This is a genomic window from Lactiplantibacillus daowaiensis (genome assembly GCF_005405085.1).
GTDB classification, from domain to species: domain Bacteria; phylum Bacillota; class Bacilli; order Lactobacillales; family Lactobacillaceae; genus Lactiplantibacillus; species Lactiplantibacillus daowaiensis.
Genome location: NZ_BJDJ01000012.1, coordinates 57,571 through 73,047 on the forward strand (window position 1 = coordinate 57,571; position 15,477 = coordinate 73,047).

At 44.6% G+C, this 15,477-nt stretch carries 13 protein-coding genes; 4 read left to right on the forward strand and 9 right to left on the reverse strand.

Translation table 11 applies throughout. The annotated features are described in order from the left end of the window. Positions 1–188 precede the first annotated feature (188 nt). From glyA to FFM75_RS08670, 5 genes are read right to left on the reverse strand one after another with little or no spacing between them, the layout of a single operon-like run. A complete protein-coding gene (glyA, locus tag FFM75_RS08650; RefSeq protein ID WP_137628779.1) occupies positions 189–1,427 on the reverse strand; it encodes a serine hydroxymethyltransferase in 1,239 nt (412 codons plus the stop codon). 56 nt (positions 1,428–1,483) lie between these two features. Then, positions 1,484–2,503, reverse strand: a complete 1,020-nt coding sequence (locus FFM75_RS08655) for an L-threonylcarbamoyladenylate synthase (RefSeq protein WP_137628780.1) — start codon at positions 2,501–2,503, stop codon at positions 1,484–1,486. A 7-nt stretch (positions 2,504–2,510) separates the two neighbouring features. Beyond that, positions 2,511–3,377 (reverse strand): peptide chain release factor N(5)-glutamine methyltransferase, encoded by an 867-nt coding sequence (gene prmC, locus FFM75_RS08660; RefSeq protein WP_137628781.1) that lies wholly within the window; start codon positions 3,375–3,377, stop codon positions 2,511–2,513. Then, positions 3,370–4,452 (reverse strand): peptide chain release factor 1, encoded by a 1,083-nt coding sequence (prfA, locus tag FFM75_RS08665; protein ID WP_137628782.1) that lies wholly within the window; start codon positions 4,450–4,452, stop codon positions 3,370–3,372. Before prfA ends, prmC begins: the two co-directional genes overlap by 8 nt. A gap of 14 nt (positions 4,453–4,466) precedes the next feature. Continuing rightward, positions 4,467–5,045, reverse strand: coding sequence for a thymidine kinase (locus tag FFM75_RS08670; RefSeq protein WP_137628783.1), 579 nt, complete (start codon positions 5,043–5,045; stop codon positions 4,467–4,469). A gap of 214 nt (positions 5,046–5,259) precedes the next feature. Between FFM75_RS08670 and FFM75_RS08675 the strand changes: the two genes are divergently transcribed. From FFM75_RS08675 to FFM75_RS08685, 3 genes are all read left to right on the forward strand, one after another. Next, positions 5,260–6,606, forward strand: coding sequence for a Mur ligase family protein (locus FFM75_RS08675; RefSeq protein WP_137628784.1), 1,347 nt, complete (start codon positions 5,260–5,262; stop codon positions 6,604–6,606). A 2-nt stretch (positions 6,607–6,608) separates the two neighbouring features. Further along, the gene (locus FFM75_RS08680) at positions 6,609–7,331 is read left to right on the forward strand and encodes a type 1 glutamine amidotransferase (RefSeq protein ID WP_137628785.1); all 723 of its coding nucleotides are present in this window, start codon (positions 6,609–6,611) and stop codon (positions 7,329–7,331) included. A 301-nt stretch (positions 7,332–7,632) separates the two neighbouring features. Next, positions 7,633–10,191 (forward strand): YfhO family protein, encoded by a 2,559-nt coding sequence (locus tag FFM75_RS08685; RefSeq protein WP_223876642.1) that lies wholly within the window; start codon positions 7,633–7,635, stop codon positions 10,189–10,191. A 199-nt stretch (positions 10,192–10,390) separates the two neighbouring features. On the opposite strand, the gene manA is transcribed toward FFM75_RS08685, so the two are convergent. The 3 genes from manA to FFM75_RS08700 all read right to left on the reverse strand — a co-directional run bounded on the left by manA (position 10,391) and on the right by FFM75_RS08700 (position 13,866). Next, entirely contained in the window at positions 10,391–11,356 is a 966-nt protein-coding gene (gene manA / locus FFM75_RS08690) for a mannose-6-phosphate isomerase, class I (protein ID WP_137628786.1), read from the reverse strand. Positions 11,357–11,421: 65 nt separating this feature from the next. Continuing rightward, on the reverse strand, positions 11,422–12,447 hold the full coding sequence (locus tag FFM75_RS08695; RefSeq protein WP_137628787.1) for a serine hydrolase domain-containing protein: 1,026 nt from the start codon (positions 12,445–12,447) through the stop codon (positions 11,422–11,424). 390 nt (positions 12,448–12,837) lie between these two features. After that, complete coding sequence (locus tag FFM75_RS08700; RefSeq protein ID WP_137628788.1) at positions 12,838–13,866, reverse strand: branched-chain amino acid aminotransferase; 1,029 nt, start codon at positions 13,864–13,866, stop codon at positions 12,838–12,840. Positions 13,867–14,036: 170 nt separating this feature from the next. Here FFM75_RS08700 and FFM75_RS08705 point away from each other — a divergent pair, with 170 nt between their 5' ends. After that, complete coding sequence (locus FFM75_RS08705; protein ID WP_137628789.1) at positions 14,037–14,366, forward strand: hypothetical protein; 330 nt, start codon at positions 14,037–14,039, stop codon at positions 14,364–14,366. 134 nt (positions 14,367–14,500) lie between these two features. Here FFM75_RS08705 and FFM75_RS08710 read toward each other — a convergent pair whose 3' ends face one another. Beyond that, entirely contained in the window at positions 14,501–15,469 is a 969-nt protein-coding gene (locus FFM75_RS08710) for a hypothetical protein (RefSeq protein ID WP_137628790.1), read from the reverse strand. Between the last annotated feature and the right edge of the window lie 8 nt (positions 15,470–15,477).

Consider the following 15,477-nt stretch of genomic DNA (forward strand, 5'->3'; position numbering starts at 1 on the left):
ATTCAGTTCAAATTTCCGAATGTTCGAGCATTTCCACCAAGTCTATCTCAACTAATTAGTTGTTATCGTTGCTAGTATACCGCATAATGTTCGCTATTAGTGCCGTAAAAACGCTTTTACAATAAAAATAATGATAAAAAAACACCAGCTAATCAAGTTTTCATGATTGACTGGTGTTCGCTTAATTTTTAGTCAACATCAATAGGATGTTTGGCAGTTAAAGCCATCGCTTGATCCTTAACGGCTTCAAGATTTTCCGCATTCTCAGGGTCTTGTAAGACTTGTAAAATCAACTTAGCGACTTCAGCCGCATCCGCTTCATTAAAGCCACGGGTCGTAATGGCTGGTGTACCTAAGCGAATGCCAGAGGTCTTAAAGGCGCCTAACGTTTCATTAGGAATCGCTTCTTTATTAACGGTGATATAAACCGTATCCAACAAGTCTTGGACTTGGCGCCCGTTTAAGCCGGATTTAGTGACGTCTAACGTCAACAGATGATTATCCGTCCCACCGGAAATGACCCGCACTAAGTCTGAGTCATTAAAGACCGCAGCCATTGCTTGGGCGTTCTTAATAATTTGTTGTGCATACGTCTTGAATTCTGGTTGTAAATCTTCGCCTAAAGCAACGGCCTTACCAGCAATCACGTGATCTAACGGACCGCCTTGGTTGCCAGGGAAAACAGCGGAGTTGATTTTCTTACCATATTCAGCCTTCGCCAAAATCATCCCACCACGGGGGCCACGTAAGGTCTTATGCGTGGTCGTGGTGACCACATCAGCATATGGCACTGGACTAGGATGTAATCCCGCTGCAACTAACCCCGCAATATGGGCCATGTCGACCATCAATAAAGCCCCAACGGCATCCGCAATTTCACGGAACTTGGCAAAATCAATAATCCGACTGTAGGCTGATGCCCCTGCCACGATCAACTTTGGCTTGAATGCTTTAGCTTGGGCCAAAATCGCATCATAGTCGAGTTCTTCAGTTTCAGGATTCAAACCATAATCATTAAAATCATAAAGCTTACCCGAAAAGTTAACACTCGAACCATGCGTTAAATGACCACCGGCATCCAAGGACATGCCCATTACCCGGTCACCAGGTTGGATCAGTGCCATATAAGCAGCCGCATTAGCTTGTGAGCCAGAATGTGGTTGCACGTTGGCATATTCAGCGCCAAATAATTCTTTAGCCCGATCAATGGCTAAAGTTTCAACTTGATCAATAAATTCATTACCACCATAAAAACGATGGCCAGGGTAACCTTCAGAATACTTGTTAGTGAGAACACTGCCTTGAGCGGCGCGCACGCCTTTTGAGACAATATTTTCCGAAGCGATTAATTCAATGTTGTGTTGTTGCCGCGCTTGTTCCTTACTAATAGCGGCCCAAACGGCTGGATCTTGTTCTTGGTAATTCATGAATATTCTCCTCCATTTCGCAAGTGACAACTTTCGGGTTTTCCCGATTGCAATTATTATACACTAAAATGTGTCTGACCGGCAGATTTATTTAAGCGATTCATGTAAGCCGCGCCCAGACCGTGATTATCAAATGCTTGGCAAAGAATATCTTTGATTTCAGTTTCAGTATCGAAATGACGTAAGCCAGCAAAAAGTTCGCGACTAGCTGAATTTACATCCTCGCCTAAAGAGAATCGTTCGCAATTTACTGGAATTCGATTGGTCGTTAAAATTTGATCAGTCGCCATCACACCCATCGGTACGGCTTGTTTTGAGGCCCAAGCCAAAGCGGCGGGCCAATCTTGTGCACGATCCACGATATAGACTTGAGCCGCTGGCGCGTAATGTTTGTACTTCATCCCGGGCGCCTTAGGCACTTCCGTCGCCCCAACATGATGCTGTTCAGTTAGGACGGGTTCACCGATAACGGCTTCAATCTGTTCGGCAGTCACCGCTCCTGGCCTTAAAATGGCCGGTTGCGCACCTGATAAGTCTAAGACCGTTGATTCGACCCCGACCTGTGTCGCACCGTCATCTAAAATCCCAGCGATCTTACCATCTAAATCATGTAAGACATGTTGCGCAGTCGTCGGACTTGGCTTACCTGAGGTATTCGCCGATGGCCCCACGATTGGGGTCTTAGCCGCCCGAATCAAAGCTAGGGTTGCCGCGTTGTTTGGATTTCGAAACGCCGCGGTCGTCAAGCCACCCGTTACTTCTGGTGCTAAAGCAGCCGGCTTCAAATTGAAAATCATCGTCAATGGCCCTGGCCAAAACGCCTTGATCAACTTTTTAGCCGCGACTGATAATGGCTTGGCGAAGCGTTCAACCGTTTCAACATCGGCCACATGGACGATCAAAGGATTATCGCTAGGCCGCCCCTTAGCTTGATAAACTTGCTTAACTGCCGATACATTGGTGGCATCCGCACCTAAGCCATAAACCGTTTCAGTTGGAAAAGCCACCAGTTGACCAGTTGCAATCAAAGCTGCCGCTTGGTCGACTGCGGCTGGTTTAAAAATTTTTGTTTCCATATTAGTCTCAATCCTTCTTCGTATTAATCACGCGTAACATGCGATCATGCCCCGCCATATCTTGCCGTAATGTGACTGTTGCTTGTGGCAACGCTTGGGTAAAGAGTTGTTGCACTGCCGGTCCTTGATGGTAGCCAAACTCCAAATACAACCGGCCATTAACTGCCAAGTGATCAGCCACTTGGGCGGCGAGCTGTTCATAAATTGCTAAACCATCATTGGCAGCAAATAACGCTTGTTGTGGTTCATAAGTTAACACACTTGCATCCATGACGCTCGTCTCACTCGTTGCAATGTACGGTGGATTACTAACGATGACATCGTATTTGGTCGCGGGGACTTGCGCAAACAAGTCACTTTGATAAAACGCGACGTCTAGCTGCAATTCAGCCGCATTTTGCTGCGCAACGGCCAATGCCGCGGCCGAAATATCACTTGCCGTCACTTGCCAGCTCGGTTGGTTTTGTTTTAAGGCCAAAGCGATTGCCCCCGACCCGGTCCCGATATCCAAGACTTGTTTGGCTGTCATCGTCGCGGAATCCGTCAAGATCCAATCAACTAGCTCTTCGGTTTCAACTCGCGGAATCAAAACGGCCGGATTAACCGTCAAAGCGAGCCCATAAAACGGCGCCTTGCCTAACACATATTGAGCTGGTTCACCGGCAACAACGCGCTCGATGGCCGCTTGATAAGCTTGCCAATCAGCAATTGGTAACGTGTCACGGTAATGAATCAACAATTGGGTCTGATCAAGTCCCGTTAAGCCCAGTAATAAAAAGCGGGCCGCATCTTGTGGCAAATCAACCGTCTTTAGACAAAAAGAAGCCCATCGCTGGGCTTCAAAATAAGTGGGTTTGCTTGGCCGCTTAGTCATTGGTCAATTGCTCGATTTTCTTCGTTTGATCCGCTAAAATCAACGCATCAATAATTTCATCTAATTCCCCGTTCATCACACGGTCTAACTTATTCAACGTTAAACCGATTCGGTGATCGGTAACCCGGTTTTGCGGGAAGTTATAGGTCCGAATCCGTTCAGAACGATCCCCGGTCCCAACAGCCGACTTCCGTTCTGCATCGTATTGGTTTTGTTCCCGTGATTGATAATAGTCATAAACCCGCGCCCGCAAGATTTCCATCGCTTTGGCCCGGTTTTGTTGTTGTGACCGTTGATCTTGCATCGAAACCACGATACCAGTTGGTAAGTGGGTCATCCGCACGGCTGAAGACGTCTTGTTAATATGCTGACCACCGGCACCAGATGACCGGAAGACATCGACCCGAATATCTTTTTGGTCAATGTCAATATCGACATCCTTGGCTTCAGGCATAATCCCAACCGTCGCCGTTGACGTATGCACCCGCCCAGCAGATTCAGTGACTGGGACCCGTTGGACCCGATGTGCGCCACTTTCATACTTCAACTTGGAATAAACTTTATTCCCAGAAATAATCAAGACGATTTCTTTAAACCCGCCGACTTCAGTTTCATTACGGTCAGCGACTTCGATATTCCACCCTTGCCGTTCAGCATACTTGGAATACATCGTAAATAAATCAGCAGCAAACAAACTGGCTTCATCACCACCAGCAGCCCCATGGATTTCCATGATGATGTTCTTATCATCGTTAGGGTCTTGTGGCAACATCAATAAAGTGATGTCATGTTCGAGTTGGTCTTTTTCGGCGTTTAAATGCTTTAAATCGTCTTTGACCATAGCACTCATGTCATCGTCTAATTTTTCCCGTAACAAGTCGTTGTTTTCATCGATTTGGCCGGTCACATCTTTATATTGTTTATACTTTTCAACGGTTTCCCGTAAACTGGCTTCTTCTTTTGATAACTTCAAGAAGCGTTGGGTGTCCGCAATAACTTCAGGATCACTCAATAATTCGCCGAGTTCTTCATACCGGTCGGCAACCGCTTGTAATTTATCGAAAAACTTATCCATACTTACTTAATTCCTCACTTTGTTAATTTCGGCGGACAGAAGTAATGCCGACGACAAACTGGATAATACATGGAATTGCCACCCACCAAGACTTGTTCACCTTCATAAACGGGTTGCCCATCATTAAAGCGCAAGTTCATAATGGCCTTTTTCCGGCAGAACCAACAAATCGTCTTCATTTCTTCAATCTTGTCAGCATAGAGCAATAAATATTTACTGCCTTCGAACAATTCATTTTGAAAATCATTCTTTAATCCAAAAGTCATGACCGGGATATTTAAGTCATCAACGATATGCGCCAATTCTAAAATATGATGCTTTTTGAGAAATTGCGCTTCATCGATCAAGACACAGGCCGCCTCTGGATTAAGTTCCTTGACGGTGTCTAACACGTTGGTGTCATCAAAAATCGGCGTTGCATCGCGTGACAAGCCAATGCGACTCTTCACGTGACCAATCCCTGCGCGCGTATCGACGCCACTAGCCATAATAATGACGGGCTTATTTTGTTCTTCATAGTTATGCGCAACTTTTAAAATTTCAATGGTCTTCCCACTGTTCATGGCGCCATAACGGAAAAATAACTGTGCCAAATTACTCGGTCCCCTTTTTTACACATTTCTAATTAATTATAGCTGATTTAACCACGAATTTCAGCAATCAGTGATGAAAACTCATTAATGATTTCATAAACTGCGCTGTGAACCAGTAGTATCGCTTTTCTTTTCTTTAAGTTCAGTATAAAATACTTGGAAGTAGCGTTAAACGCAAACACGCTTGAAATCAAAAGTTAGGGGCAACATAACGATGTCAATTAATAGTATTTTGGCAACTTGGACTGGTAAGTCCGCTTACTGGTTCTTGCATACTTTCCGTGGTGGCGGGAGTTCCCTGCCAGGGAAGTTGGCCTTAAAGTTAGATCCAGCCATTTTAAAACATTTGGCCCGCAATTATGACGTCATTGTCATCACTGGGACCAATGGGAAAACATTAACGACCGCTTTAACGGTCAAAGTCCTCCGCGAACAATATCCAGACATTTTAACCAATCCAAGTGGCTCCAACATGAAACAAGGGATCGTCACGACTTTCTTAACCGCACCTAAGGCCCATCAAAAGCCCTTAGCGGTATTAGAAGTTGACGAAGCAAATGTCATTATGGTCACCAAGTACATTACACCTAAGGCCTTTGTATTCACCAATATCTTCCGTGATCAAATGGATCGTTACGGCGAAATCTACACGACTTACCAAAAGATTTTGGATGGGGTGGCTTTAGCACCTGAAGCCACGATCATTGCCAATGGGGATTTACCGTTATTTAATTCTAAGCAACTCCCTAACCCGATCTTGTATTACGGCTTTGATTATCAACCTGATGGTGATGAACATGCACCCGCTAATACCGATGGCTTGTTATGCCCTAATTGCCAACACATTCTTCATTATCGGAGTCGGACCTACAGTAATATGGGTAAGTACTTCTGTCCTAATTGTGGCTTTGAACGCCCACAATTAACTTACAAGTTAAACGCATTGACTGCCATGACGCCAACATCTTCTGATTTTGAAATCAATGGTCAAGCCATGCACTTAAATATTGGCGGCCAATATAATATTTATAATGCGTTAGCAGCTTACGCCGTTGGTCGTTTCATGGACGTGCGCCCTGCTAAGATTGCACATGCCTTAAGCGATAATGATGAACAAGTCTTTGGTCGCCAAGAGATCTTCCATGTTGGTGATAAAGACGTGACTTTGATCCTAGTTAAAAATCCGGTCGGCTTAAACCAAGTCTTACAAATGATCAGTACTGACGAGCGACCATTTTCATTTGCCGCTTTATTGAACGCCAACTACGCTGATGGTATTGATACGAGTTGGATTTGGGATGGCGATTTTGAACAGTTACCAGGCTTAAAAGTCCCCGCTTACATTAGTGGTGGCGAACGCTATAAAGATATCACGTTTCGGCTGAAGGTCGCGGGCGTGCCAACGGATAAGTTGACGATCGTCCCTGACCTAACGAATATGACCGCTGAAATTCAAAAATTGCCAACCAAACAAGTCTACGTCGTGGCGACTTATACCGCGATGTTACAATTACGTAAACAACTGGCCAGCCAAGGCATTATTGATGGGGGGATGGCTTAATTATGACCTACACCTTAAAAGCAGCACATCTCTACGGTGATTTAATGAACACCTATGGCGATATCGGCAACATCTTAGCCATGCGCTATTATGCGCAAGCGGTCGATGCCACCATTGACGTTGACTTAGTCAGCCTAGATGATACGTTTGATCCTAAAAAATACGACTTCGTCTTGTTCGGCGGTGGTCAAGATTATGAACAAACCATCGTCTCTAAAGACTTGCAAACTAAAAAAGCCGCTCTTACCGACTACATCGAAGCTGGCGGCCCGTTCTTAGCAATTTGTGGTGGCTTTCAAATGTTGGGCCACTACTATATTGGGGCTCACGGTGAAAAGATTGCCGGTATCGGGGCGCTTGACCATTACACCTTGAGTCAAGACAACAACCGGTTTATCGGTAATATCACCATTAAGAATGCTGAAACCGGTCAAACTTACTATGGCTTTGAAAACCATAATGGGACGACCTTCCTTGGCGAAGGCGAACGCCCACTTGGTGAAGTTGAACAAGGTAACGGGAACAATGGCCAAGATAAATCTGAAGGCGTGATTTACAAAAACACCTTTGGCTCTTACTTCCATGGTCCAATCTTAGCGCGTAACGAAGCCTTAGCGAAACGCATCTTGAAGCTTGCTTTACAACGCAAATATCCCGACGCTGACTTTAGTGCTTTGGATACCTTAAACGAAGACCTAACCAAAAACGTGCAAGTTAAGCCATAGCGCTTGCCAAGATACTGCTAGCAAAAAAAGACGATGTAGTTTAAACAATCCACAATAGCCACTACCAATAAAATTGGTGGTGGCTTTTTTGATGATGCAACTTAAATGATGACCTTAATGCATCCCACCAATTAGTCAGTTGTCAGCCTCATCCTCACATCTAGTTGGTCAACAATAACCGGCCCAAAACCACTTTCTGAAAGAAGCTCAGAATTCTTTCGCTTTATGTAACTAGTTGTAACTGCGAACCTTTTCTATAATAACCTCATTGTTATTGAAACAGAACAGGACGTGAGGCTAGTTGAAAACAACTATTAAAAATCATCAGGCTTGGATGGGCCCAATTATCGCTGCGCTATTGGCCTTCTTAGTGGTCAGTGCCGTCTTCATCAGTCGGCAGATTACCCCCTTTGGTAATCATAATCTACTCATTAGTGACATGGGTGGGCAATACGTTTCATTTTTTACAGCCTATCGCCATGCCTTACTACAACACAATTTCCAGCTCTATTCGTTTTCACAATCACTAGGTGGAAATGCAGTCCCCACACTAGCTTATTATTTAATGAGTCCATTTAATCTGATTATCTTGGCCTTTAGTGCCGCGCAAATCCCCACTGGTTTGACCATCATCATCATGGTGAAGATAATGGCGATTGCGGTCACGATGACTTGCTTTTTACAGCGTCACTTTAAAACAACCACTTGGTCAGCGAGCTTATTTGGCTTAGCGTTTAGTCTCTCTGGCTTTGTCGCCCTCAATTACTTTACCGTGATGTGGCTAGATGCCTTGATTTGGTTACCTTTAGTCTTAATGGGATTGGATCATTTAATGCGTACCGGACACCCTGGTCAATTCTTTGGCTGGTTATGGGTCAGTATCGTAACGGACTACTACTTAGGCTATATGACCTGTCTGTTTGTGGTTTATTACTTTATCTACCAATGGTTTATCACCCGCGACCAAACACTCAGCTTCACCCAAGAGTTACGTCAACGCGGTCACCTCATTGGTAAAGCCCTGTTAACGGCAATCCTCAGCGCGATTAGTAGCTTATTCATTCTGCTCCCGGCCGGCTTGGGCATGTTACAAACCGCTAAATCAGCCCAGAAACTTAGCAATTATTTACCGACCTTGCAATTTAAAGCATCGATTCTAAGTCAGCTTGGTTTGGGGGCAACGAACTTTAGCACCCGCTTAGATCATGCACCAACAATTTTTAGTACCACTTTAGTCAGTCTCTTAGTCTTAGTTTACTTTGTTCATCCCGCCATCAATCGCCACCATCGTTGGCACACCGCTGGCTTTTTAGTGGCGTTGTTACTCAGCATGCAAATCCAAACATTGAATACGGTTTGGCATCTATTCCAAAAACCAGCAGGGTTCCCCTATCGCCAGTCATTCTTTGTCAGTTTTGCATTGATCATGGTGGCGTTTGCTGCTTGGCAAGCCCGACCAAAAGTCATCGCTACCCGGTGGCAACTTGGGCTTCCCCTAAGCCTTAGTCTTGCTTTAGGCTTAGGCTGGCTCACTAATCACGGCACCATCAACGCGATTTCACTAAAAGTCGGCTTAATCAGCATTGCCTACGTCATCTGTAGTGCCATGGTCTTATTCTTAACCCGCAAAACGACCCAAATCGTATTATTGACTGGTTTAGTGACCACTGAATTAGGTGGGAATTTCTGGCTCAACTTGCAACATTCCCCTTTTGGCAATCAAACGGCTTATGCCCAAGCTTATCGCACCGAATATCGGCAAATGGCCGCGGTCAACGATCCAGATGGCCAACTTTATCGCGTTGAAAATGAAAATACGCTAATTAATTCCGCGTATGCTTACAGTTCACACTACCGTAATTACAATGATCCGATGTTATTTAACTTCCATGATTTGAGTTACTATAATTCGACTTTTAACAACCAAACCCGTTTGATGTTAAAATCACTCGGCCTCTACAGTAAGAATGTGCGTCGTATTAGCTCAAGTGGCACGAATGCGGTCAGTGCCATGTTGTTAGGCTTAAAATCAACGGTTAAATTAAATGCTAATGGCCAGGCCACAACCACCAATTTGGCTAGCAGCGTTGGGATGGGCTTTACTGTACCGACGAGCTTTACAGCATTAAAATTGTTGCCCAATAGTGCCTTGGCTAATCAAGAAAGCCTCTTACAAACACTACGACCAAGTACGACACCCTACTTTGCTAACGCGACTAAAGTTAATGATCACGTTACTTATGAAGCCAGTGCAAAACAGTACCATTACTTGCACACCGTGACTTTAAAAGTTAACGCCACTGGTCAACTATATTACAATGATACGACCGCTAACACGAAGTTCTCGACAATGCGCGTCAATGGTAAAATTACCGCCCCCGTTGTCAATGCTGACGGTCACTTGATTTTACGGCAACTTGGCCACTTCAAACGTGGCACAACAGTTAAATTAACGTTTAAATCCACTCAGGCCCAATTAGGAACACATGTCCATTTGGCTAGTTTGGATCAAGCCAAATTCAAGCAAGTCTATCAAGCGCTTCAAAAACAAGCTTTTGTGCCGACCTATCATGCTAGTGGCCTAATGACGACGGTTACCGGGACGCTTAACAATACCACTAACCGTCACTGGTTATACGTGGCAATTCCAGCAGATGCTGGTTGGGTTGCCAACGTTAACGGTCACACGGTCAAAACTAAAACCGTCCTCGGGGGGATGCTAGCAATCCCAGTCACTAGTGGTCATAATCAAATCACCTTAACTTATCACGTCCCCGGCCTAACATTAGGCAGTGGCTTATCAATCTTGAGTTTGCTTAGCTTTGTTGGCTGGCGTCGTTGGCGTCGTCGCCAAGCATAATCAAAAAAATCTAGGATCAGCACCGTAAATGTTACTCGTGCTGATCCTAGATTTTTTGTTAGGACTATTAGTGAACCCGTTTAAGTTATAATAATTATTTATAATGAAAATTCTCATGGCCTTCAGTTATCCGATGATAATCAAAAAGCGTGATCATCAGTAAAAACCGATTATCACGCTTCTTTATAACTTAAACCCGTTAAGCTTTTTCGCCTGGTTCAGAGGCGATGATTTGTAAATCACCTTTTAAGGTCCATTGTTTAACGTCGAATGGCAAGATAAAATGCACACCCTTCTTCAAAGGATAAGCCTTACCATCAACGGTGATACTACCTTCACCGGCTAAAACCGACACTAACGTATATGGCGCTTGACCACGATTGAACGTAGCTTGTCCATCAGTTAACCGCCATTGCCAAACACCAAAGAATGGTGATTGCACATACTTGGTTACTGTAGCATCGCCAACTTGCGTGGTCGTGATGTCCAATTTTGGATCTTCATGAGGCACGATCGTCGTATCAATTGATTGTTGTAAATGTAATTCCCGTTTCTTACCAGTCGTCTTATCAACTCGATCCCAATCATACAACCGATAAGTCGTATCAGAACTTTGTTGGGTTTCTAAGACCATGATACCTTTACCAACGGCATGAATCGTCCCCGATGGCACGTACAAGAAATCGCCGGCTTTAACGGGTACTCGCCGGAATAACTTGTCCCATTCACCATTGTGAATCCAGTCAGCCAATTGTTCACGAGTCTTGGCATAATGACCGTAGAGCATCGTAGCACCAGGTTCAGCCGCAATCACATACCAGCATTCGGTTTTGCCAAGTTCGTGTTCATGTTCAGCGGCATACGCGTCGTCAGGATGAACTTGAACCGATAAATCTTCACTGGCATCCAAAATCTTAGTCAATAATGGGAACACATCACCCTTAGCATTGCCAAAGACATCCCGATGTTTTGCCCAAACATCGTCCAATGTCATGCCAGCATAGGGCCCGTTTTCAACGGTTGCTGGACCATGGGGATGGGCCGAAATTGCCCAGCATTCGCCGGTATGGTCACTAGGAATATCATAACCAAAGTCTGATTTTAGTCGGGTACCGCCCCAGATTTTTTCATGGAAAACTGGTTTTAAGAAATAAGGTTCACTCATGACAACACACTCCATTACTCTTTTTTGATAGTCCTAGCATATCATAATTGAAAGCGGTTGTGAAACTAGTCTAATGAGAATGTAACCGTATCCGCCAGCCAAGCAGCCAATAAGTGCCGCCGAGCCGGTAAAAACTGGGCATCACGGACGGTTGGATGGACGCGATTCGATAAGAAAATCAATGCCGATTGGGTTTCACGATCTAACATAAATAAGGTACCCGTATAACCCGTATGGAAAATAATCGGTTGATGATCAGGCGTTAATCGCCATAGATTCCAACCAAAACTCCGCCGTAATCGATGATTTGGCGTCCAATCTTGATACAAGCCTTGAATCGTTTTTTGATCTAACACCGCCTCATTAGGCCGTTGCCCCAACATGAACTGGGCAAATTGTACGAGGTCATCCACACTAGCAAATAATCCGGCCGACCCACATCGTGCACCGAGCACCTGGGCTTTAGGATCATGCACGACACCTTGTAACAGGCCAGCTTGCACTGAATACACGGTTGGTACACATTGGTCTGTTTGTGGCTTAAACGTCGCATATGGTAAGTGTAATGGGTCTAAAACACGATCAGTGACCGCAGTTTGAATCGGCAGCCCCAAAATCTGCTCAATAATTAGCCCCGTTAAAATCAAGCCCAAATCCGTATAGACTACCCGATGATTCAAATTCGCTTGACTAACAGGTAATTGTTGAATGGCGGCCAACAATTCATCGGCCGGCAAGGCATTTCGATTCGGGATATAGCCACTTAACCCACTCGTATGAGTCATTAAATTCAACACAGTTGCTTCTCGATTGGGGAAAGCTGGCAAATAATCATGCACCGGCCGTTGGACATCTAAAGCCCCACTAGTCATCAATTGTGCAGCCACCGTCGTCGTCCCAATCACTTTAGTGACCGAGGCCAAGTCATATAAAGCATGTGGCCACAACGGCTTAAGCGTCGGCTGGGTCTGCGCCACACCGACTTGGTATTGTTCAACTTGGGCGCCATGTAAAACGGCATAACTGGCCCCTGGAATCACTTGATCATCAATCATTTTTTGAATTTGTTGTTTCGTTTTTTCAAATGCCATGAATTATCTCAACCACCCTATTCGCACTAAAAATTGCATAGGTCTAGTTTAGACGTCTTTAACGCCGCCGACTACTACTTTTAATAAATCGTATGAATTACCTGACGATTCGTTGACCAATGCTCACAAGAACCACATGTTTGCTGCAACAAAAAACGAGTTTGAGACAAGACCTCGACTACCGATACGTTTCGTTTCCGGCCAGCAGTAATTGCATTTACTGTTGCAAAAAAAGTACGTACCCACTTGGATACGCACTTCTTTGGTATTGTTTCAATAATAAGTGCAATTCAGCAACGACAACCCGGAAGTAAGTTAAAGCGTGAACGTACTAATTGGCTGGCCGTCAACGTTCAAAGACTTTTGCCTTAAACTCAGTTTGGATTTTGTTTAATCTAAGTCGACTTTTTGAACCCAACCTTCAGGTGCTTCACGGTCACCAAATTGGATACCAGTCAATTCATCGTAAAGTTTCTTCGTTACCGGACCAACTTCAGTTTCACTGTAGAAGACATGTAACTTACCGTTGTGTTCCAATCCACCAATTGGTGAGATAACCGCAGCGGTCCCACAGGCGCCAGCTTCAGCAAATCGGTCTAAATCGTCAATGTACACATCGCCTTCTTCAACCGGCATGCCAAATTTATGTTCAGCTAAGTAAAGTAATGAATACTTCGTCACTGAAGGCAAGATTGATGGCGACTTAGGCGTTACAAACTTGCCATCGGTCGTAATCCCAAAGAAGTTCGCTGAACCAACTTCTTCAATCTTTTTATGTTCAACTGGGTCTAAGTAAACACAGTCTGAGAAGCCAGCTTGGTGCGCCGCTTGACCTGGGAATAAACTAGCGGCATAGTTCCCACCAACTTTATAAGCCCCAGTCCCTTTATGAGCAGCCCGGTCATAGTTAGAAGTTGTAAAGTTCGTTGGCGTCATGCCGCCTTTGAAGTAACTCCCAACGGGCATAGCAAAGACCGTAAAGATATATTCTTGCGCTGGATGGACCCCAATGTTACCACCGACCCCAATCATCAATGGTCGTAAGTAAAGGGTAGCACCAGTACCATATGGTGGCACATAATCTTGGTTAGCCCGAACAACTTGCTTAACCGCGTCAACAAACATATCCGTTGGCACTTGTGGCATTAATAAGCGTTCACAACTTGTTTGCATCCGCGCAGCATTCCGGTCTGGCCGGAATAATTGGACACTACCGTCCTTGGTGCGATAAGCTTTTAAGCCTTCAAAGTCTTGTTGGCCATAATGTAAGGCCGTCGAACCTTCGCTAATATGTAAGGTTGCATCACCGGTAAGTTCCTTTTTGTACCAAGCACCATCTTTCCAATATGCGCGATAACGATATGGAAGATTACGATATTCGAAACCTAAGTTGTTCCAATCTAATTGTACGTCTGCCATGTGATCCGACTTCCTTTATATGTAATTTATTCCTTTTAATTAATTGGAATTTAATTAAAAGATTAATAGAATCTAAGAACTTTGTCAAGGGCTTTTGAATTCAATTACCATCTTTTCAGTGACATTTGGTATAATAGCAATAAATTAAGCAAACAAAGGACGGCTTTGTCGTGGCAAGTAATTCAGATTCAATTTATAACGTGATGTTCTACATCGTCCATCATCCGGCCGAGATCACTTTCACTACGCCGGAATACACTAACGTCGTGCGGATGGGCATTCCGGACCGAATCAAAGTCGCTAATCCCGAAATTTATTTTCCTGATAATAAGCTACTGGTCAATCGGTTTCAAGAAGACTTCGTTGCCAAAAATGGGAACATCTTAGATTTCTTCTTTGATTACACGGAAAAGAAAGTCCCGAACTACCATGAAGTTTGGGTCTCAACCGCACATTTAACTAGTAAGCAGTTGTATTTTATGGAACTATCATTTGAATAACTTAACGCACGTTACCAACTGTGGTAGCGTGCGTTTTTCTTTTCTAAATTAACAATGGCGTAATCAAAAAACACCCAACAAAAAAGGAGCCAGCGACTGAATTGTCGTTGGCTCCTTTAGCTATTACGGTATGATTACTTCGTCATAAAGATATACAAATCTGAAGTCGAAACCCCAATCGTAAACTTCACGCCCTTGGAATAAATTGGATCAATGGTCGTGGTACTACTATTATTACTCTTGGTTTCTTTGGCAAACTTCTTCATCACTTGCTTGGCATTGGCACCTGAAACACTGCTCATTAAAGCAAAGGACGTCCCAAAGTTCTTCTTGCGCGTTGTATTCTTCATCGCTTTAACAGGCACGATCATGGCCGTTCCCATGACATCGCCATTTTGTACGTTCATCCGAATCTTATAATCCGTCGTCGTCAAAACATTGGTTACGCCTTTAGGTGTTTTGGTGGGCAATAATTGGTCTTTGACTTTCGCCTTAGCCGTCTTCATCGCTGCCGCAACTGACTTTTGACTCGCCTGTAAACTAGCAGCCTGCGTTTGTAACTTGGCAGCGGCGGTCTGTTGCGCTTGCAGCGTTTTAGCTGCTGCAACTGCGGCCGTCCCACCCTTGGCTACTTGTGCTTTGGCAGTTTTAACGGTTGCTTGGATCTTAGCTTGTTGTTGCTTTAAAGCAGCGGCTTGCGCTTGTAGCTTTTGCGCCGCCGTTTGTTGTTTTTTCGTCATCTTTGAGGCAATTAAGGCCTGGTTATAACTGTTGGCTAACGTCTTGTAACGGGCTAACCGCTTCGCCGCCTTAACATGCACCGTCGTACTTTGACTACCAGCCGTCAACTTGACCGTTTGGCGGGTCGTCTTGGTTGGCACTTGAATAACAAACGTGTTGTTGTGCACTGTTTGCGTCTTCGTTTTTGCCCCATCGATCTTATAACTGACCGTCTTCGTATTGGCATGCCCTTTGACCGCCGCCACTAAACCGTTGCGTGTATAAGTTGATTTCGTCGTTGATAACTTAGTCGACCCACAACCAGCTAGCACTAAAGCCAACGCACCGGCTGAAACGGCCACTAATGTGGTTTTTCGAAACACGCGACACC